Annotated in this window: 17 protein-coding genes and 1 pseudogene; 10 read left to right on the top strand and 8 right to left on the bottom strand. The window is 61.0% G+C overall.

What is annotated here, in order from left to right; all coding sequences use genetic code 11:
* Window positions 1–20 precede the first annotated feature (20 nt).
* The 8 genes and pseudogenes from ACO06F_RS10340 to chvE all read right to left on the bottom strand — a co-directional run bounded on the left by ACO06F_RS10340 (window position 21) and on the right by chvE (window position 9496).
* Complete coding sequence (locus tag ACO06F_RS10340; protein ID WP_421692678.1) at window positions 21–1118, bottom strand: ABC transporter ATP-binding protein; 1098 nt, start codon at window positions 1116–1118, stop codon at window positions 21–23.
* Complete coding sequence (locus ACO06F_RS10335) at window positions 1115–2053, bottom strand: LacI family DNA-binding transcriptional regulator (RefSeq protein WP_421692677.1); 939 nt, start codon at window positions 2051–2053, stop codon at window positions 1115–1117. Before ACO06F_RS10335 ends, ACO06F_RS10340 begins: the two co-directional genes overlap by 4 nt.
* Window positions 2053–3009, bottom strand: coding sequence for a sugar phosphate isomerase/epimerase family protein (locus ACO06F_RS10330; protein WP_421692676.1), 957 nt, complete (start codon window positions 3007–3009; stop codon window positions 2053–2055). Before ACO06F_RS10330 ends, ACO06F_RS10335 begins: the two co-directional genes overlap by 1 nt.
* Window positions 3006–4100, bottom strand: a complete 1095-nt coding sequence (locus tag ACO06F_RS10325; protein ID WP_421692675.1) for a Gfo/Idh/MocA family protein — start codon at window positions 4098–4100, stop codon at window positions 3006–3008. Before ACO06F_RS10325 ends, ACO06F_RS10330 begins: the two co-directional genes overlap by 4 nt.
* A gap of 82 nt (window positions 4101–4182) precedes the next feature.
* Window positions 4183–5442 (bottom strand): DegT/DnrJ/EryC1/StrS family aminotransferase, encoded by a 1260-nt coding sequence (locus tag ACO06F_RS10320; protein WP_421692674.1) that lies wholly within the window; start codon window positions 5440–5442, stop codon window positions 4183–4185.
* A gap of 130 nt (window positions 5443–5572) precedes the next feature.
* Window positions 5573–6775: a multiple monosaccharide ABC transporter permease gene (gene mmsB, locus ACO06F_RS10315; protein WP_421692673.1), complete on the bottom strand. Its 1203-nt coding sequence runs from the start codon at window positions 6773–6775 to the stop codon at window positions 5573–5575.
* Between the two features lies 1 nt (window position 6776).
* Window positions 6777–8258 (bottom strand): annotated as a pseudogene (mmsA, locus tag ACO06F_RS10310) (multiple monosaccharide ABC transporter ATP-binding protein); the annotation flags it as partial.
* Window positions 8259–8419: 161 nt separating this feature from the next.
* On the bottom strand, window positions 8420–9496 hold the full coding sequence (gene chvE, locus ACO06F_RS10305; RefSeq protein ID WP_421696658.1) for a multiple monosaccharide ABC transporter substrate-binding protein: 1077 nt from the start codon (window positions 9494–9496) through the stop codon (window positions 8420–8422).
* Between the two features lie 363 nt (window positions 9497–9859).
* On the opposite strand from chvE, the gene ACO06F_RS10300 reads away from it, so the two are divergent.
* From ACO06F_RS10300 to ACO06F_RS10255, 10 genes are all read left to right on the top strand, one after another.
* Complete coding sequence (locus tag ACO06F_RS10300) at window positions 9860–10705, top strand: LssY C-terminal domain-containing protein (protein WP_421692672.1); 846 nt, start codon at window positions 9860–9862, stop codon at window positions 10703–10705.
* 152 nt (window positions 10706–10857) lie between these two features.
* Window positions 10858–12282: an LLM class flavin-dependent oxidoreductase gene (locus tag ACO06F_RS10295; RefSeq protein ID WP_421696588.1), complete on the top strand. Its 1425-nt coding sequence runs from the start codon at window positions 10858–10860 to the stop codon at window positions 12280–12282.
* Window positions 12283–12289: 7 nt separating this feature from the next.
* Window positions 12290–13324, top strand: a complete 1035-nt coding sequence (locus tag ACO06F_RS10290; protein WP_421696587.1) for an AMP-binding protein — start codon at window positions 12290–12292, stop codon at window positions 13322–13324.
* Complete coding sequence (locus tag ACO06F_RS10285; protein WP_421696586.1) at window positions 13321–14091, top strand: ABC transporter ATP-binding protein; 771 nt, start codon at window positions 13321–13323, stop codon at window positions 14089–14091. Before ACO06F_RS10290 ends, ACO06F_RS10285 begins: the two co-directional genes overlap by 4 nt.
* Window positions 14092–14098: 7 nt before the next feature.
* Window positions 14099–14980, top strand: coding sequence for a branched-chain amino acid ABC transporter permease (locus ACO06F_RS10280; RefSeq protein WP_421696585.1), 882 nt, complete (start codon window positions 14099–14101; stop codon window positions 14978–14980).
* Window positions 14981–14983: 3 nt separating this feature from the next.
* The gene (locus ACO06F_RS10275; RefSeq protein ID WP_421696584.1) at window positions 14984–16048 is read left to right on the top strand and encodes a branched-chain amino acid ABC transporter permease; all 1065 of its coding nucleotides are present in this window, start codon (window positions 14984–14986) and stop codon (window positions 16046–16048) included.
* Window positions 16049–16071: 23 nt separating this feature from the next.
* Entirely contained in the window at window positions 16072–17442 is a 1371-nt protein-coding gene (locus tag ACO06F_RS10270; RefSeq protein WP_421696583.1) for an ABC transporter substrate-binding protein, read from the top strand.
* Window positions 17443–17515: 73 nt separating this feature from the next.
* Window positions 17516–18598, top strand: a complete 1083-nt coding sequence (gene sfnG, locus ACO06F_RS10265) for a dimethylsulfone monooxygenase SfnG (protein WP_421696582.1) — start codon at window positions 17516–17518, stop codon at window positions 18596–18598.
* 20 nt (window positions 18599–18618) lie between these two features.
* Window positions 18619–19392, top strand: coding sequence for an ABC transporter ATP-binding protein (locus tag ACO06F_RS10260; protein WP_421696581.1), 774 nt, complete (start codon window positions 18619–18621; stop codon window positions 19390–19392).
* 11 nt (window positions 19393–19403) lie between these two features.
* Window positions 19404–20639, top strand: coding sequence for a monooxygenase (locus ACO06F_RS10255; RefSeq protein ID WP_421696580.1), 1236 nt, complete (start codon window positions 19404–19406; stop codon window positions 20637–20639).
* Window positions 20640–20743: the final 104 nt, after the last annotated feature.

Here is a 20743-nt window from a genome sequence, read left to right as displayed (position 1 = left end):
ACGGCGTCTTGACTGCGTTATCATGGCTTACCTCCCTGGTTTTGTGCACGATGCACGACGGTGACACCGCTTGCGTCAAAGAAGCACGCATCATCGATGTCGAAACTCACACCCACTGTGGATCCGATTGCCGCGCGGAAGCCCTTACCTGCGCGCGCCGAAAGACGGTCGGGCCCCACCCGCACATCGACCATCGTTTCGCTGCCCATTGGCTCCACCACATAAACTTCGCCTTGCAGGGAATTGGGCGTGCCCGGCGCCACGAGGTGGATGTCCTCCGGTCTGATGCCCAGTTCGGCAATGGCCGCAGAGGCCAATTCGGCGCGCCGCGTCTCCGGAATCGCCAGCGTATGTTCATGCACCCGGACGTCCCTGCCAGAAACGCTCGCCTTCAGCACATTCATCGGCGGACTGCCCACGAATGTCGCGACGAAGCGGTTTGCCGGCCGGTCATAAACCTCCTCCGGCGGCGCCACCTGCTGCAGCACGCCGGCACCCATCACGGCCACGAGATCCGCCATGGTCATCGCTTCGGCCTGGTCATGGGTTACATAAATCGTCGTGGTGCCGAGACGCTGGCACAGGCGCTTGATTTCGCCGCGCATGGCAAGGCGCAGCCGCGCATCCAGATTGGACAGAGGCTCATCCATCAGGAAGGCCGCAGGGTCCCGTACAATGGCGCGCGCAAGCGCGATGCGCTGGCGCTGGCCGCCCGAAAGCTGCCGCGGCTTCCGGTCGAGCAGGTGCTCGACTTCCAGGCTCTTCGCAACAGCAGCAACCTTTGCGGCGCGTTCTGCCTCCGGCACGTCCCGCAACCACAGCGGATAGGCGATGTTGTCGCGTATCGTCATGTGCGGGTAGAGCGCATAGCTCTGAAACACCATGGCAATGTCGCGGTCGCGCGGTTGAAGCCTGGTCACGTCCCGGCCGCCGATCAACACACGGCCCGCCGTGGGCATTTCAAGCCCAGCGAGAATGCGCAAGGCCGTCGTCTTGCCGCAGCCTGAAGGCCCGAGAAGTGCAACAAATTTTTCCTGCGGCGCCTCCAGAGTCAGGCTCTTGAGGGCGGTGACGCCATCGAAGCGCTTCTCCACATTTTCGAAGCGCACGGCCGTCATTGGGGTGCCGCCCCTGTCGTATGCCTGACGACAAGTGGATTGGTGTAGATTTCGCGGTGGGCAACGTGACCGCCAGCTTGCATCGCACGCATCACCAGTTCGATGGCGCGCTCTCCCATGAACGTCGCATCAGAGCGCACGGTTGTGAGCCTGATGCGCGAATGCGCCGCCAGAGGAATATCATCATGGCCGGTCACCGAAACATCCTGCGGTACCATCCGGCCACCGCGTTCGATTTCGTCGATGAGATCAAGCGCAATGAGATCATTGTGCGCAACGACGGCTGTTGCCTGGGCGCGCTGCACCTCGACAAGGCCACGCCGCTTGAGCGCAAGTTCAAATCCTTGCCGGCGCCGTTCGCCTGATTGCTCCGCATAGCTCTGCGACACGAAGGTGAACTTGCGGTGCCCAAGGGCAAACAGGTGGTCGACGACGGATTCCATTGCGGCAATATCATCGTGGTCGACGGAGCCGAGGCGCTGATCGCTTGGCCCGCCGAAACTCGCGAGCACCACTGGGATTCCATTGTCGAGCAGGCTCACGGGCATGTCGGACCCGGTGGAGAGGCCTGCAATCACCACCGCATCCACACGCCGCTCAAACAGCGCGCGGCTCACCTCGATTTCGATGTCAGGCGCGCAGTCCGTGTGGGCAACGAGCGTGGCATATCCGTGCCGCTTTGCGGCGCGTTCGACGGCAACAGAAAGTGCGGCATGGAAAGGATTGCTCAAGTCCGGCACGATCATGCCGATCGAGTGGCTGGTCCGGGCGCGGAGCGAGCGTGCAATTGCATTGGGCCGATAGCCCGTTTCGCGGATTGCCTTCTCCACGCGTTTCCGTGTGGCCTCCGCCACAGCGGCGCTGCCCTGTATCACGTTCGAGACCGTCGACTTTGAAACCCCGGCCCGCCGGGCAACCTCGACGAGCGTTGTCATCAGCCTTCGTCCATACGCTGAAGGATAGTCTGCAGCCCCTTCAGTGAGCGCGCGGTTCCTTCTTCGCCATCATAGCGGGGGTCTTCATGCTCGATTGAAACCACGCCGTCATATCCGGCCCGCTGCATGGCACGAAACAGCTTGACCCATGTTTCGGTGCCATGGCCCTCACCCACGGACGCAAAGTGCCAGGGCGCCTTGTCCGGTGCGGAGGGCGGCGCGTAGTGCAGCACGCCGTGCTTACGGATTCGATCGGGGTAAAGCAGCGTATCCTTGCCGTGGGAAAAGCCAATGCGGTGTCCCAGCGCCTCCACGACGGTCTCGGGGTCAATCCCCTGCCACCAGAAATGGCTGGGATCCAGGTTGAGGCCCACATTTGGACCCACATGCGCCGAAAGCTCCTCGAAGCCGGCGGTGCTGAAAATCGTAACGCCGGGGTGAAGCTCGAGGCACACCATCAGGCCCGGCGCTTCGCGCGCAAGGCGATCGCTGACGGACCGCCAGAAGGGGCCCACCTCATGCGCCATCTGCCAGTCGAACAGGCGCTCATCATCCGCCGATGTGGCCCAGCACGGAAACACGCCGAGTGACCCGCCGGCGGCACCTGCAGGGCATCCGCTCATCGTGATGACGCGGTTGACGCCCATCGCCTTTGCCAGCTCGACACCTGCCCAGAACCGCGCCTGTGCATCCTTGCGCCTTTCGGGATCAGGGTGGAGCAGGTTCCCTGCCGCATTGACGGCTGAAAGCGAAAGCCCGAATTCGCGGAGTTCCCCGCCCAGCCTGTCGCGCTCGGCGGTTTCCCCGATCGTCTCGATGTCGAGATGTGGGCGCGGCCATGGGCCCCAGGCGCCGAGACCAAGCTCGACATCTTTGACCCCGCGCTCGGCACACCAGCGGAAAAGCGCGCGCCGGCTGAGCTTGGGGAGTGAGTCGGAGTAAACGCCAATCCTCATGTGAGGCTCCTCCGGAATGCGCTGATCAAAAGCTCGACGTCGCGGCGCCCCTGTTCGAAGGTGGTTGCAACGGGTGCACCCATGGTGACCGCAGCATGGAAAGCGCGAAGCTCCTCGCTGAAAGCCTCTTCATAGCCCACCCGAATGGCGAGCGTCTCCAGTGCGCCTTGCGGTCCCGTGCGCCGCACTGTCAGCCCGGTTGGCATGTTGCGAAGATAGGGAGCGGGGAAGACCAATTCGACAATGCGGTCATCGCCATAGACGGTGATGCGCTCACGATAGTCTGCAACGCCCGGAAGATTGAGATGCGTCATCGAAACCCGGCCGCCGCCCGGAATCGGAAAGCCGAGCTGGACACCGCGTCCCTGATCGAAGCGCGCGCCGAAATCAGCTCTGGCCGGAAGTTCCGCGCCCATGTGAAGCAGCATGCCGTGCACCACGGCCACGTCATGGACAATGGCAGACAGAAACCCATTGGCAAGTGCACGGCGGGACTCATCATCCGCATCGCTGCCAGCTGTCTCACCAAGCTGCTCACGTGTCGCGGCGGAAAGCTGTTCGCGCAACTGCCCGGGCAGGTCATCCGGCAGCACCATTGGCAGGTGGCGGACGAAGGGGTCCTGATCGGGATCATTAACCTCAACGGAGATGAGGCGGATGCGGGCGAGCGGAGGCAGATGGTCAAGGGCGGCGCGGAAAGCCGGATCATAGCGCTTCATGTAAGCAAGCTGGCCAACGCGCCCCGCCTTGTCCCGCGCGGCGATCATCCGGTCGCAACCGGAAAGTGTCAGAGCCAGCGGCTTTTCGCACATCACATGCAGGCCCGCCCCGAAGGCCTGTGCAGCAAGCTCAGGGTGGAAGGCATCGGGAACGCAAATGACAACGGCATCGAGATCGTGGCGCAGAAGCTCGCCCATGTCTGCGCAGAGATGGGGAATGGCATAGCGCTCCCCCAGCGCGCCGCGCACCTTGGGTGACGCATCTGCGAGGGCCACGAAATCGAAGCGATCACGGTCCTCCCACAGATAGAATGCGTGCTCCGCCTGGCCCACCAGTCCCGCACCGCACAATCCCATCCGGAGACGCTGCATCCCAAAACCCTTTATTGGAACGATCCAACGGAGGTAAGCACTGTTCCAAACACATCGTCAAGACGCTATTTTTATCGTCTGATCAGGCGGCGTCCGGCCGGCCCAGCGCATCGAACTTGCGTTGATCGACCTCCATCACCCCGCGCAGCTCAGCCTCTTCCGGAGAGAGGCCCGCAAGCGCCACGCGGCTTGCGGCACCGATGTTGTGGATCATGTCGTCGATCTGCGCGCCGGTATGCTCAGGATTCGTCGGTACCATGACCGTGCGGTTCAGGATTTCGAGGGAGCGCGCGCACATGTCTTTCGAATAGTCCATGCGGCAGCGCGCATTGGCGGGCATGAGATAGGGGTTCATGGCAGGGTGGGCTGCACCTTCCTTGATAAGGATCTGGTCCCATTCGGTGTAAGTATGCCGCCCGGTCTTGCCTGCAATTACGCTCGGAAACACGTTGACGAAACGTTGTGCGGCATCGGCGGATGGCAGGGTGAACATCACATGCGTCGCGCAATCATGATCCGCACTGTTCATCGGTGTGGGCTTGAGGCCGAGATTGCCGAAAGCCGCAGCTCCGGCGAGGAGTCTCCTCTTTTCGGCCCGCATCTTGGCTACCATGCCATCAATGCGGTCGAGCTGCACATTCAGCATCGCGCCCATGAGTTCTGAGGCCCGCGCGCCATTGCCGGCGAATGGCTTGTCCTCGCCATCGCGGCCATGCCAGTAGAAATGGCAGGGGTCGATTGCCCCACGCACGCGCTTGGCCAGCCGGTCGTCGTTGATGGCAACACCGCCGCCTTCGCCCGCGGTCATGTTCTTGTAGAAATTGAAGCTGAAGGCGCCGAGGTGGCCGATGGATCCGAATTTCCGCCCCTCATATCCCCCGCCCACGCCCTGGCAGGCATCTTCGATGACCAGCAGGTTCCGCCGCCGGGCAATCTCCATGACGGCGTCCATGTTGCAGGCAGCACCCCACATATGAACAGGGATCACCGCGCGGGTGCAGGGTCCGATGGCGGCCTCGATCGCCACGGGATCAATAGTGATGGTCTCGTCGATGTCCACGATCACCGGAATAGCGCCGGCAGCCAGCACTGATGTGCCCGTCGCCATATAGGTGTGCGCGGGGATTAGCACCTCGTCGCCTGGGCCGATGCCGAGTGCCACAAGTGCAGCCGCGAGGGCGTTGCTGCCACTGGCGGAGAGCGCGAAATGCTTCACCCCCAGATGTGCCGCATAGCGCTCCTCGAAGCGGTCGCACTCATGCCCCACGCCATAGCGGAACAGTGCCTTGTTGCGGATCACCCGGGTGAGGGCTTCAATCTCTTCGTCACCGGCCATGTACATGGGCGCACTCCCCGCTCAACCTGATTGGTGAGCCATATGAGACGGCGCGCAGTAAAATCCCTCACGGCGGCTTCGACAAGTGCCAAAAACAGGAGGGTCACACAAGCAATGCGGTTGCCTGCCTGCCTTGTTACCCCTTGTTCTTGTAATAAACGTCGAGGAACACGGCGAGCATCAGGACGGCGCCCTTGATCACCTGCTGCCAGTCGATGCCGATCCCCATGATGGACATGCCATTGTTCATGACACCCATGATGAAGGCACCGATCACGGCACCCGTCACCTTGCCGACGCCGCCCGTGGTCGCAGCACCCCCAATGAAGCATGCCGCGATCACATCAAGCTCGAAGCCCAATCCCGCCTTGGGCGTTGCCACATTGAGGCGGGCCGCGAAAATCAGTCCGGCGAGTGCTGCGAGCGCACCCATGATCGCGAAGATCATGAAGGTGAGCCGTTCGGTGTTGATGCCTGAGAGCTTGGCCGCCTTCTCGTTGCCGCCCATCGCATAGACACGCCGGCCGAATGTCGTCCGCGTTGTGAGGAACACGAACAGTGCAATCAACGCGAACATCACGATCAGCACATTGGGCAGGCCCTTGTAGCGCGCCATGAGGTAAGAGAAGCCGATCAGCGCCACGGCAATCAGGATGTTCCGGCCATAGAAGATCACGTCCGGTTCTTCCGCCAGCCCATGCTCCTGCTGGTTCCGCCTTGTGCGGATGTTGAAATAGACAATCGCCGCGGTAACCGCGATGCCGGTCAGCAGCGCCAGCAGGTTGAACGGTGTCCCTCCAAGCGTGAAATTGAAGGGATCTGGCACATATCCCGAACTCAGAAGCTGGAACACCTTGGGGAATGGGCCCACGGAAGCGCCCCCCAGCACTGTAAGCGCCAGACCTTTGAACACCAGCATGCCGGCCAGCGTCACGATGAAGGCTGGTATCTTGTAGTAGGCAACGAAATAGCCCTGCGCGCCCCCGATGATGGCACCCAGCGCCAGGCAGGCAATCCCTGCCAGGAAGGGGTCCACCTTCCAGTTCACCATCATCACGGCGGCCACAGCACCGATGAACCCTGAGACAGACCCAACCGAGAGGTCGATGTGGCCTGCGACGATGATCAGCAGCATGCCCAACGCCATGATGACGATGTAACTGTTCTGCAGGATCAGGTTCGTCATGTTCACGGGCTTGAACAGCGTGCCGTCCGTCGTGAACTGGAAGAAGATCATGATCGCCAGCAGCGACAGAAGCAGCGCATAGTCGCGCACATGGGCCTTCAGGAAGCGCATCAGCTCCGGCTTTGCTTGTGCCCCTGTCGTTATGTCGGTCATGTCAGTTTTCCCATGATTTCATGATGGCCCGCATGATGGATTCCTGCGTGGCCTGCTTCGCGGGCATCTCCGCCACTAGCCGGCCGTCGTTCATCACATAGATGCGGTCGGAGATACCGAGAAGCTCCGGCATTTCAGACGAGATGACGATCACCGCTTTCCCCGCTTCCGCCAGCTGGTTGATGATGCCGTAGATTTCGTATTTGGCACCCACGTCGATGCCGCGCGTGGGCTCGTCGAGGATCAGCACCTCTGGCCCCGAGAAAAGCCATTTCGCCAGCACCACCTTCTGCTGATTGCCGCCGGAAAGGTTTACGGTCGTCTGGTAAACGCTGGAACAGCGGATCGCCAGATCCTTGCGGTATTTGTTGGCGACGCTCAGTTCCTCCACGTCGTCAACCACGCCCTTGGCCGCCACACCTTCGAGATTGGCAAGAGTCACATTGTGCTTGATGTGATCGATCAGCACGAGACCATAGGTCTTGCGGTCTTCCGTTGCATAGGCAAGCCCCGCATCCATGGCCTTCGGGATCGTGCTCACGTCGATCGGCTTCCCATGCAGCAGCACGTCGCCTGTAATCTTCTGGCCATAGGCCCGGCCGAAGATCGACATCGCGAGTTCCGTGCGCCCCGCACCCATGAGGCCCGCAATGCCCACGACTTCACCCTTGCAGACATGGAAGTTCACATTCTTGATCATCTGCCTGTCGGCGTGCAGCGGGTGATAGACGTTCCAATTCTTCACCTCGAAGATCGGGTTCAGAACCTTGGCATGGCGTGGCGGGTAACGGTCGGTGAGTTCGCGGCCCACCATCGCCTTGATGATGCGGTCCTCACTCACCTTGGCCGTCTTGGTGTCGAGCGTGTCGACGGTCTGGCCATCGCGGATGATGGTTATGCGGTCCGCGACCTTCATCACTTCGTTCAGCTTGTGGGTGATCAGGATCGAGGAAATCCCTTGCGCGCGGAATTCCTGGAGGAGCGCCAGCAGTGCGTTCGAATCGGTTTCGTTGAGGCTCGATGTCGGCTCGTCCAGGATCAGCAGCTTCACCGATTTGTTGAGCGCCTTGGCGATCTCAACGAGCTGCTGCTTGCCGGTGCCGAGATTGGTGATCAGCGTGTTTGGATGTTCCTTGAGCCCGACTTTCTTCAGCAATTCCTGGGTGCGGCGGTAGGCGACGAACCAGTCGATCACGCCGCGCGTGGCGGTCTCGTGACCAAGGAAAATGTTCTCCGCAATCGAAAGCAACGGCACCAGGGCGAGCTCCTGGTGGATGATGATGATGCCAGTGTTCTCGGAATCAGCAATGGTCGTGAATTTGCGCTCGCTGCCTTCGAAGAAAATCTGTCCGTCATAGCTTCCATGCGGATAAACGCCGGACAGGACCTTCATCAGGGTCGATTTTCCAGCCCCGTTCTCGCCCACCACGGCATGAATCTCGCCGGGCATGACGGAGAGGTTGACGTCGGTCAGCGCTTTCACGCCCGGAAACGTCTTGGTAATGCCGCGCATTTCCAGAATGGGCTGCATCGGTCCTCGCGAATGAAATCGGGATATAGCCGCCGGACCATCCGGCCAGGGTCATGTTCCCGGGGTGCATGCACCCCGGGAACAGCCTGTTGTGATAGGCCTCAATCGGGCCCTTAGTTGTCGATCTGCTCCTTGGTATAGTAACCGGAGTCGACCAGCATCTTCTGGATGTCGTCCTTGCCAACGGCATAGGGCTTCAACAGGTAGGACGGGACGATCTTGACGCCATTGTTGTAGGTCTTGGTGTCGTTGATTTCCGGATCCTTGCCCTGCAGCACGGTGTCGACCATCTTCGCCGTCACCTTGGCCAGTTCGCGCGTATCCTTGAATACAGTCGAATACTGTTCGCCCGCGATCATGCCCTTGACGGACGCAAGCTCTGCGTCCTGCCCGGTGACGATCGGCATCGGCTGGTCGGGCGTGCCATATCCAACGCCCTTGAGCGAGGAGATGATGCCGCGCGACAGGCCGTCGTAAGGCGCCAGAACGCCGTTCACCTTCTTGTCGGTGTAGAAGGCCGAAAGCAGGTTATCCATGCGGGACTGTGCCACAGCGCCGTCCCAGCGGAGTGTTCCGACCTTGTCCATGCCCATCTGCCCGGAGACCACGGCGATGGCGCCGGAGTCGATCAGCGGCTGCAGCACGGACATGGCGCCGTCATAGAAATAGAAGGCGTTGGTGTCGTCCGGCGAGCCGCCAAACAGTTCTACGTTCCACGGCTTCACATCGGGGAAGCGCGCCTTGAGACCTTCGACCAGCGAAGAGGCCTGCAGAACGCCCACGCCGAAATTGTCGAAGGTTGTGTAATAGTCGACGTCACCCGTTTTGCTGATCAGGCGGTCATAGGCGAACACCTTGGCATTGCCTTCATGCGCCTTTTTCAGAATGTCCGAGAGCGTGGTGCCATCGATCGCGGCAATGATCAGAACCTTGGCGCCCTTGGTCACCATGTTTTCGATCTGGGCGAGCTGGTTCGGAATGTCGTCTTCGGCATACTGCAGATCGGTCTCATAGCCGAGTGCGGTGAATTCCTTCACCATGCTCTCACCGTCCGAAATCCAGCGGGTGGATGACTTGGTGGGCATCGAGATTCCGATCAGGCCCTTGCCTTCCGCCATCGCGGGGGCGATGCCAGCGGCAAGCATCGCTGCCAGGCCTGCGGCGCTGGCAGTGAAGTGTCTGCGATTCATCATGGGTGGTCCTCCCTGGGGGTCAAACTTGGACGAGCTCTGATTGAAAAATTTGCCCGCCGCCAAGGCGTTCATAAAATATCGCCAAGGGTCAAGCAACGGCATTCATCGAGCCCCAGCGCTTTCGTGTAAGTCAAATTGCCGAAGCGTCCCAGCCAGTCAGCGCACACGCGAAGTTTGACTGCTGGGTGGTTTCAAATCCGCCGCATAACGATCTGAAAATAATAGAGAAAATGGATTTTTTGGACTTCCCACTACCCATACTGGCACTGCGTTTCGCCATGGACTAACGTTTACGTCCGAACATTGGCGGCGGTGATGGCGCCTACCCCAGTCTTCGAATTGAATGGCGGCAAAGGACCCATGAGACTGTTGAAAAGGCTGTGGCAGCGCACGGTAATTCTGTGCCTTGGCATCTTGAGTGTTTGGCTGATCGTTTTTGTGGTCTTCCGCTTCACGGACCACCGGCTGCCATGGGTGATCGCGATTGCCGTCACCTATGGCATTGCCGCTTACATGATCCTGCCCTGGGTCATCCGCATCGGCCTCAAGGTGCTCAAGCGCCAGCATGTTCCCGAATACACAATCACGGGAGATGGATTGGCGGGTGACCCGGTCAATCTGGCGCTCATCGGCACACTCCCGCAGCTTCGCGCTGCCTTCACTACACTCGGCTGGACGGAGGCCGACAGCCTGGGCTTCTGGAGCTCATGGCGCATGGTTCGCGCGTTTCTGTTCAACAAACCCTATCCCAACGCGCCCTTCAGCACGCTCTATCTCTTCGGACGGGGGCAGGACGTTGGATTTCAGAAGCCGATCGACAACAGCCCGCGCAAGCGCCACCACGTCAGGTTCTGGAGTCTCAGTCTGGACAAGCTCGAGGGCACGCTCGGAACTGCCAGTTTCTGGCTCAACACGGATCGCCCGCCGGATGATGTGCCGGTTCTCTGGATAGGCGCTGCGACGCGCGACACCGGAATCTCTCTGACCTGGCTCACATTCCAGATTACGCATGCAACGGATTCCGACACGGATGCCGAGCGTGACCTGATCATTTCCGAACTCCAGGCCAAGGCCCTCATCGGAGAAGTCACGGCATATAATGAAAGCAAGAATCTGCCCTCCAAGCGCGTCAATCATTACATTTTTGACGGAGACGTCAGCATCGCCAGCCTGAACGGCGAGCATCCCGCAGCAGGTTCTGCCTAAATACTCTACAAAAGAAGTAGAGAATCTAAAGCAAGGGCTTAGTTTAACTCAGTAACGGCCTGGCGCTCCCCTCAGTATCGTGAACGCACTTCAGCATGCCTTGCCCTGTGGCTGCATGCGGAGATCACGATTGGTTTTCGAGGAGCGCTCCGTTGACGCGGCAAATCCACTTCAATGCCTTTGACATGAATTGCGTCGGCCACCAGTCGCCCGGCGTATGGGCGCACCCGCGTGACCAGTCCTGGAAATACAAGGATCTCGACTACTGGCAGGATCTCGCCCGTACGCTGGAGAGAGGCATCTTCGACGGCATCTTCATCGCCGATGTGATCGGCTATTATGACGTCTACAAGGGCTCCAACTACCATGCCATCGAGCAGGCCGCACAGATCCCCGTAAATGATCCGCTGCAGCTGGCAGCACCGATCGCACTTGCCACGGAGCATCTGGGGATCGGCATCACCGCCTCCACATCCTTTGAGCATCCCTATACCTTCGCCCGCCGGATTGCGACCGCGGACCATCACACCAAGGGGCGTGTCGGCTGGAATATCGTCACATCCTATCTCGAGAGCGGGGCCAAGAATGTGGGCGAGGGCGGTCTCCGCCGGCATGACAACCGCTATGACGTCGCTTCTGAATATGTCGAAGTCCTCTACAAGCTACTCGAAGGCAGCTGGGAAGAAGGCGCTGTGGTCCGGAACCGCGAAAAGCGCATCTTCACGCACCCCGAAAAGGTTCACGAGATCGGCCACAAGGGCAAGTATTTCGATGTGCCAGGCTATCAGCTGACAGAGCCTTCACCGCAGCGCACGCCAGTGCTGTACCAGGCGGGCGCCTCGGGCGCGGGAAAGGACTTCGCCGCCCGTCATGCTGAATGCGTCTTCGTCGCTGCGCCAACGAAGTCAGTGCTCAAGGCCTATGTGAAGGATATCCGGGAGCGCGCCGCAAGGGCCGGCCGCGATCCGCGCAAGATCCTGATCTATACGCTCGTCACCGTCATCACCGACGAGACGGAAGCAAAGGCCAAGGCGAAATTCGCCGACTATCAGCAATATGCCTCCTATGATGGTTCGCTCGTCTTCATGTCAGGCTGGAGCGGCATCGATTTCGGGCAATACGCGCCCACGGATCTCGTCCGCAAGGTTGATACCAACGCCATCATTTCCATGGTCGAACATCTCGCCGGCGGCGACAAGTCCTGGTCCATCAAGGAGCTTGCGGAGTTCGGCGGCATCGGCGGCCTGGGCCCCGTGTTCGTTGGCTCCCCCGCGCAGATTGCTGACACGCTTCAGGAATGGGTGGAAGAAACTGACGTGGACGGTTTCAACCTGGCCTATGCCGTCACGCCGGAAAGCTTCGAGGATGTGGTGGGCTATCTGGTCCCTGAGCTTCAGCGCCGCGGGGCCTATCCCACGGCCTATAGGCCTGGAACGTTGCGTGAAAAACTCTTCGGCGATGGCCCATATCTGAGGGCCCCGCATCCTGCTGCTGGCTTCCGAGACATTGAGGCCGTGAAGCGGCACGAAGCGCAGCGTGCGGCAGCGCCCGTCCTCCACACTGCGGCGGGTGAGTGAGGCCTCGATGAACAGGCCTCTCGAACAGCCGCAATATCTGGAGCGCCTCCTGGCCGTGGCAAAGGCCAATGAGCGTGGTACAGCTCTCGTCTTCAAATCGCGCGGCGCGTGGCAAAGCCTGTCCTGGGGCCAGCTGCTGCAGGAGATTGATGGCGCTGCGGCGGGCCTCGCCAAGCTGGGCGTTTCCCCCGGCGGACTGGTCGCTGTCGATGGCGAGGTGACATCTCGCCTCCTCATCGTTGCAGCCGCAGCAAAGTCGCTGGGTGCACACCTCGTGGCGGTGCCGCTGGCAGCCTCGCAAGAGGAACTTGATGCCATCATCGCCAATCCCGCCGTTCAGCTTGTCATAGGCCATGGCCGGGAAACAGTGGCGGAATGGCAGAGATTTGCCGGCCGGCACCGGCCCGTCCCCATCGTTTTCGATCATGTCACGCCTGACAGCCGGTCGCCCGGTGAAGGGATCGTCACCTACGCCGAATTGCTCGCGCTGGCACCGCGCCATGGCTGGAGCGATGCGCCTGTCACCCGGTCACTCCGTCTCCCCACGGGCCTCGCCTGGTTCGAGGAAACGACAGATTGGCCCGGCGCGCTGGAGAGCGTGCTCGATCACTGGCTTCAGCCGGGAACTGCGGTGGCCTTGCCCGAGAGCCACATTGCAGCCGCGCGTGACAGGGCCGAGATTCAGCCCACGGTCTGGCTCGCCTCCAGCCGCGCGCTGGAGCGCCAGGCAAAGTCCTTTCAAGAGCGCCTGCCAGACGCAGGGCGCGTCACACGCAAGCTGGTGGATAACGCGCTCTCTCCCGGCGCTGCTCCCTGGAGCCGCTTCATCCGCTGGAAATTACGGCGCCAGCTCGGCCTGGGCCGCATCGCCGCGGTGCATCTGCATCTCGCACCCGGACAGGCCATTTCGGAAAACATTACGGGCTTTCTTCTGGGCCTGCAGGTGAATGCTTTCATCGGTGAAGAGCTGCTCCCGGTTGCCGGTCATCGGACTGTGTCCGCCCGCATCGCCTCCTACCCCGTGGCGGAGGGAGCGCGATGACGGAGACCCTCCTCGAAGTGCGCGATCTGTCAGTATCGTTCAAGGGCATCAAGGCGCTCACCAGCCTTTCCTTCTCGGTGGCGGATGGCGAGATCTGCGCGCTCATCGGGCCCAATGGCGCGGGCAAGAGCTCCATGTTGAACGTGATCAGCGGCGTTTATGGCGCAGAAACAGGAGACGTCATCTTCGCCGGAGAGCGGCTGCGGCGCCGGAATCCGCATGACGCCGCGCGGCGTGGCATCGCGCGCACCTTTCAGAACAACGCCCTGTTCAGCCGCCTCACCGTGCTGGACAATGTTCTGGCCGGCCTCACGATTTCCGGCCGTTCCAGCATCATAGAGAATGCGCTGGGCGTCGGCCGCGCAGGACCTGAGGCACACCGCTTTCATGACCTTGCCGAGGACGTGATCGCGTTCCTCGAAATCGAAGCCTATCGCGATACGGTGGTGGGCCGTCTGCCCTATGGCCTCCAGAAGCGGGTGGAGCTAGCTCGCGCCCTCGTGTCCCGGCCCCGGCTTCTGCTCTTGGACGAGCCTATGGCAGGCATGAACCATGATGAGAAGCGTGAGATCTCCCGCTTCGTCCTGGACATCAATCATGAGCTGAACACGACCGTGATCCTCATAGAGCATGATATCGGCGTGGTGATGGGGCTGTCGCATCACGTGGTCGTGCTCGACTACGGCCGCAAGATCGGAGACGGACCACCCGCAGAAGTTCGCCGGAACCCCGAGGTAATCTCCGCCTATCTCGGCACCAGGCACTGAGGCGCCCATGTCATTTTTTATTGAAACACTCATCGGCGGACTGCTGGCAGGCGTCATGTATTCGCTCGTCGCCATCGGATTCGTGCTGATCTACAAGGCGTCGGGCGTCTTCAACTTCGCGCAGGGCGCCATGGTCCTCTTCGCCGCGCTCACCTTCGTGACGCTGCGCGATGCCGGGTGGAACTTCTTCACGGCGTTTCTCATCACCCTCGTCATCGTCGTGGCCGGCGCGATCGCAATCGAGCGCCTGGTGCTGCGGCCCCTGGTCGGCCAGTCCGACCTGACCCTCTTCATGGCAACACTCGGACTCTCCTTCGTCATCGAAGGCCTTGCGCAGCTCCTGATGGGCGCCAGCGTTCACGAACTCAATCTCGGTATTGATGATCTGCCCATCGAATTCGGCTCCGTCATGGTCAGCCAGTTCGATCTCGTCGCCGCCGCAACGGCGGGCACGCTCGTCATCATCCTGTCGCTCTTCTTCAACTTCACGCGCACCGGCATTTCGCTCCGCGCCATCGCAGATGATGCGCAGGCAGCACAATCGATCGGCATCAGGCTGCCCGTGCTGTGGCGGGTGGTCTGGGGCGTTGCGGGCTTCGTGGCGCTGGTGGCAGGCCTTCTGTGGGGCGCGCGCCAGGGCGTGCAGTTCTCGCTCACGCTCGTCGTCCTCAAGGCACTTCCCGTTCTCATCATCGGCGGCTTCACCTCCATTGGCGGCGCCATCGCAGGCGGGCTCATCATCGGTGCCTCCGAAAGTCTCGCCGAGATCTATCTGGGCGACATTCTGGGGGGCTCGGTCTCAACCTGGTTTGCCTATGTCGTCGCACTCGTCTTTCTGCTGGTGCGCCCGTCCGGTCTCTTCGGCGAAGCCAAGATCGAAAGGGTCTGAACCATGTCACTTGCAATCACCGCCGCCGCAACGCCTCCGCTGCAGGGCATAAGCCTCCGGCGGCCGCTTCCCGGCACACTGCTTGTTGCAGCTGCTTTCGCATTGCTCCTTTTGGGAGCAGGGCTCGTGGTGGATGACTACTGGTATAACGCGATCCTGATTCCGTTCCTGATCATGTCGCTGGCGGGCCTGGGCCTCAACCTGCTCACCGGCTATGCGGGGCAGGCCTCGCTTGGCACGGGCGCCTTCATGGCGGTGGGCGCCTACGCCACCTACAATCTGCTGCTCCGCCTTCCGGAGCTTTCCCTTCCCGCAAGCCTGCTTCTGGGCGGCATCATCGCCGGTGCCACGGGCGTGATCTTCGGTCTTCCGAGCCTGCGGATCCGCGGCTTCTATCTGACGGCCTCAACCCTCGCGGCGCAGTTTCTCATCCCCTGGATCTTCAACCAATACGGCTGGTTCTCGAACAACACCACCTCGGGCGCCATCTCCGCGCCGAAGCTGCAATTCCTCGGGCTCGATCTGTCGTCGCCGCAAGGCCGCTACTACCTGACTGTCGTCACCGTACTTCTGCTGACGGCCGCATCCTGGAAACTGATGAAGAGCCAGACCGGCCGGAACTGGATGGCGATCCGCGACATGGAAACAGCGGCCGCCGTCGCCGGAATTCCTGTTGCTGCCAACAAGCTCTGGGCCTTTGCGATCTCTTCCTTCATCATCGGAATATCGGGTGCGCTCTGGGCCTTTGCCTATCTCGGCACCGTCGATTCCCGCTCCTTCGATCTCGATCGCTCCTTCACCGTTCTCTTCATCATCATCATCGGCGGAATGGGTTCCATCGGTGGCGCCTTCATCGGCTCGGCCTTCGTCATCCTGTTTCCAATTCTGCTCAGCAACATCTCGGGCACCTTCTTTGCAGGCCTAATCGATGCCGGCCAGCTTGAGAACATCCAGAAGATCCTGTTCGGGCTGCTCATTGTCTACTTCCTGATCAAGGAACCGCGGGGCCTGCTGGCTCTCTTCACGACATTCAAAAATCGCCTGCATAGCTGGCCGCTAAAGCCGTGATGCAGGGTGGAGGCACGTCAATCATGAAACGCAACAAGGAGAACGACAGCATGAAGAAGGCATCACTGAAAGCAGCCGTGGCATTTGCCGTGGCGCTCCTCGCGGGGGCATCGCTGCCTGCGCCATCCTGGGCGGATGGTCCAAAGGAACAATATTTCCCGCTCGCCACCTTCCGCGTGGGCGCCTACGCCTCGTCTGGAATTCCCGTGTGGAACGGCGAGATCGACTATTTCCGTTACATCAATGATATCGAAGGCGGCATCAACGGCGTCAAGCTGTTCTGGGATGAATGCGAGACCGAATGGGAAGTCGAGAAGGGCGTTGAATGCTACGAACGTGTGAAGGCCGGCAAGGATGGCTCTCCCGTTCCCATCTTCCTGCCGCATGGCGATCCGATCTCGAAGGCACTTACGGAGAAATCCGTGGCGGACAAGATTCCGATCATGACCATTGCCTATGGCCGAACGGAGTCTCTTGACGGCCGCGTCTTCCCCTATTCCTTCCCGACGCTCTTCACCTTCTGGTCAGAGGCGTCATCGGTGGTGAATTACATCGCGGAACTTCAGGGCGGAAAGGACAAGCTGAAGGGCGTCAAGATCGCCACGGTCTATCATGACAGCCCCTACGGCAAGGAAACCCAGTTCATCCTGGATTATCTCTCGAAGGAATATGGCTTCGAGAACATTCAGATTCCCGTTCCGCATCCCGGCAATGATCAATCGGCCCAGTGGGCGAAGATCCGCCAGTTGAAGCCTGATTACGTCTTCCTGCGCGGCTGGGGGGTGATGACGCCGGTTGCCATCAAGACGGCCGCCAAGACCGGCTTCCCGGTTGACCATATCATCGGCGGCATCTGGTCCGGCTCCGAGGAGGACGTGCGTCCCGCTGGCGCCGTCGGCAAGGGCTACAAGGCAGTCACACCCTTCCCCGCCGGCGCTGACTTCGAGATCCTGAAGCGGATCAAGGAGAACATCGTCGACAAGGGCAAGAGCGACCTGCAGGACCCAAAGAGTTTTGGTTCCGTCTACTACAACTCGGGCGTAATCGAAGCGATCATCGCGGTTGAAGCCATCCGCACGGCCCAGGCCAAGTTCGGCAACCGCCCGATCACCGGCGAAGAGGCGCAGTGGGGCCTCGAGCACCTGAAGCTGGATGAGGCCCGCCTCAAGGAGATCGGTGCCGATGGCCTGGTGCAGCCGCTCGAACTCTCCATCAAGGACCATGAAGGCGGTGGTGCGGGCAAGATCATCCAGTGGGATGGCGAGAAGTTCAACGTCGTCAGCAATGGCTGGGTCAGATCCGACCGCGAGATCCTTCTGCCGCTCATCTATGAGCGTGCGGCAGCCTACGCCAAGGAAAAGGGCATCACCCCGCGAGAGGACGTGACCAACTGACACGAATGGGCCGGCTGCCTTCGGGCGGCCGGCCTTGCACGTGCCTGTACCAGTAAGAGAAGGATGTGCCGCCATGCGGTTCGGATATTGGATGCCTCTTGGAAGCGGAGGTTTCGTCATCAGCGATCTGCCGCAGCGGACGGACTGGACACTGGATTACAATGCCAAGCTTGCACGCGAGGCGGAGCAGCTCGGCTTCGAATATGGCCTGTCGCCCGCACGCTTCATTGCCAGCCATGGCTGGGAACTGCAGCAGGAAGCCATCACCTGCACGGCAGTGCTCGCAGGCAAGACGGAAAAGCTGAAGCTCATCGCCGCCGTTCACACCGGATTCTGGCATCCGGCCATGATCGCCAAAATGGGCTCCACCATCGACGTCTATTCCAACGGTCGTTTCGCCATCAATATCCTGTCCGGCTGGTTCAGGGATGAGTTCCGCATCTTCGGTGAACCCTGGCTTGATCATGATGAGCGCTACCGGCGGTCTGAGGAATTCATCCAGGTGCTGAAGGGCCTCTGGACCCAGAACCCCTACCGCTTCGCCGGTGATTTCTATCGCATCAATGATGGCTGGCTGAAGCCGCTGCCGGTCTCGAAGCCGCATCCGGAAATCTTCCAGGGCGGCAATTCCAAGGCTGCGCGCCGCATGGCAGCGCTTTATTCGGACTGGTATTTCCTGAATGGCAACACCGTCGAAGGCGTCAAGCAGCAGATTGAAGAAGTCCGTGCGCTTGCAGCCAAGGCCGGCCGCACGGTGAAATTCGGCCTTAATGGCTTCGTCATCCAGCGCAACACCGAACGCGAGGCGCTCGAGCAGCTCGAACAGATCATCGCCCACGCGGACCCGGCCATCGTCAAGGCTTTCGGAGACCAGGTGAGGGAGGCGGGCCAGTCCACCAAGGACAAGATCGGCATGTGGGTCGATTCCGACAATGCCAATCTCGTGCAGCCCAATGATGGCTTCAAGACGCGGCTGTTTGGACCCCCGGAACTGATCGCGGAGCGCATTCGCGAATATGAAGCTGTGGGTGTCGATCTCATCCTCACCGCCTTCCTGCACTTCACGGATGAATTGCCGGCTTTCGGGCGCGAGGTGATCCCGCTTCTGCAAGGCTCGAACGCGGTGCGGCCACCACAGCACGTCGCAGCAGAATAGCTTACCGAAAGAAAACTGGAATGCCGCAAGCCTCATTTCTCGTCGTCGACAATATCGAAGCGGTTTACTCTGATGTCATCCTCGCACTGCGTGGGGTCTCCTTGCGTGTGGAGGAGGGGCAGATCGTAGCACTGCTGGGTGCAAATGGTGCGGGCAAATCGACCACGCTCAAGGCCATTTCGAATCTCATCCGCACGGAACGCGGGCGGGTCAGCAAGGGCAGCATCCTCTGGCGGGACTCCAGCATCCTCGGGCGCGATCCGGCCGGACTCGCGGCGGATGGGCTGGTGCAGGTTCTGGAGGGCCGCCACGTCTTCCCGCAACTCACCGTGGAGCAGAATCTGATAACGGGCGGCTATGTGCGCGGCCTCTCCCGCACTGAAATCGCCGCTGAACTCGAGAAGATTTACAGCTGGTTTCCCCGTCTCAAGGTCAGGCGCAGTTCGCGCGCGGGCCTCACCTCCGGTGGAGAACAGCAAATGGTCGCAATCGGCCGCGCGCTGATGACCAGACCAACACTCGTGCTGCTGGACGAGCCGTCAATGGGGCTGGCGCCGATCCTGGTGGAGGAGATCTTCGACATCATAAGGAAGCTCAACAAGGAAACAGGCGTCAGCTTTCTGTTGGCGGAGCAGAACGCCAACCTGGCCCTGCAATGCGCCGATGACGCCTATGTTCTGGAGAATGGCCGCGTCGTCGCCTCCGGTCCCGCGGCCGTTCTCGCGGAAAGAGATGAGATCAAGGACATCTATCTCGGTTCGTCCGCCGGCGCTGAAGGCATCGTCACACATTAGGGCACGCACATATGTCTGATTTTCCGATCAACCCCATTTCCGTCCAGTGGGGTACCGGCCCCACGCGGCGCTTCGCCTCACTCGCTGCCCGGTTTCGCCCCTCCTTCTCGCGCATTGCGGAAGGTGCGGTGGAGCGTGAGGTTACACGCACGCTTCCCTTTGAACAGATTGGCTGGCTGAAGGAGCTGCGCTTCGGCGCCCTCCGCCTGCCCGAGCAGGATGGCGGCTACGGTGCCACGCTGGAGGAGTTCTTTGAACTGCTGGCGGAACTGGCAGCGGCGGATTCGAACCTTGCGCAAATCCTGCGCGCGCATTTTGGCTTCGTGGAGGATCTTGTTGGCTCTCCCGATCCCGCCCGGCGTGCGCTGTGGAACCCACGTATCGCCAAGGGTGATCTACTTGGCGGGGCCTTCACGGAGCGTGGCACCAAGGCCGGCATCTTCGCCACCTCCATCGTGCCGGATGGCGACGGCTGGCTTGCCAATGGCCGCAAATACTACAGCACCGGCTCGCTTTTCGCGGACTGGATCGAGCTGGTGGGCACCGGCCCCGATCAGAAGGTCGTCATCGCGGCGGTTCCCACCTCTGCCGCGGGGCTCACCCAGGAAGATGATTGGGACGGCTTCGGACAGAGGCTGACGGGAAGCGGAACATCGATCTATGAGAATGTGAGATTGCCGGCAGATGCGGTGCAGCCGGCGGAGGGCAGGTTCCAGTACCAGGCCGCCTTCTACCAGACGGTCCATCTCGCAACCCTCACCGGCATCGCGCGCGCTGCGGCGGTGGATGTCTCGGAGCGCCTCGCGCGGCGCACCCGCACCTTCACCCACGCGACGAATCGGATCCCCCGGCAGGACGCGCAGCTCCTTCAAACAATCGGCCAGGTTCATGCCGCGGCCTATGCGGCCGGGGCCATCACACAGCGTGTCGCCCAGGCGCTACAGCGGGCCTATGAAGCCGCGCAAGGAACCGATGGTGAGGTGCTCCGCCAGGCCAATCTCGCGGCGGAGATAGAGGCAGCCGAAGGCCAGGTGTCGCTCCTTCCGCTGGTGCTGCGCGCAACCACGGATCTCTTCGACGCGCTGGCCGCCTCCGCAACCAGCCGCAAGGATGCGCTCGACCGGCATTGGCGCAATGCCCGCACCATCTCCTCGCACAATCCGGCCGTCTACAAGGCCCGTGTGATTGGCGATTTCGCGGTGAACCGCACCGAGCCTCCCTACATGTGGCTCCCCGGTGAAAGCTAAGGAGAATTCAAAGAGTCTCAGTTCTCACCTGAGAAAAACTGACGACCGGTCCAGGATCCGGGGAGGTAAGGTTCACTAATGACGTCGAGTGCAGGAACAGGAAC

Source organism: Aestuariivirga sp. (assembly GCF_965227715.1).
Lineage (GTDB): Bacteria > Pseudomonadota > Alphaproteobacteria > Rhizobiales > Aestuariivirgaceae > Aestuariivirga.
Note: the sequence above shows the minus strand (reverse complement) of the source record. Positions and strands in the feature narration are given on the sequence as shown.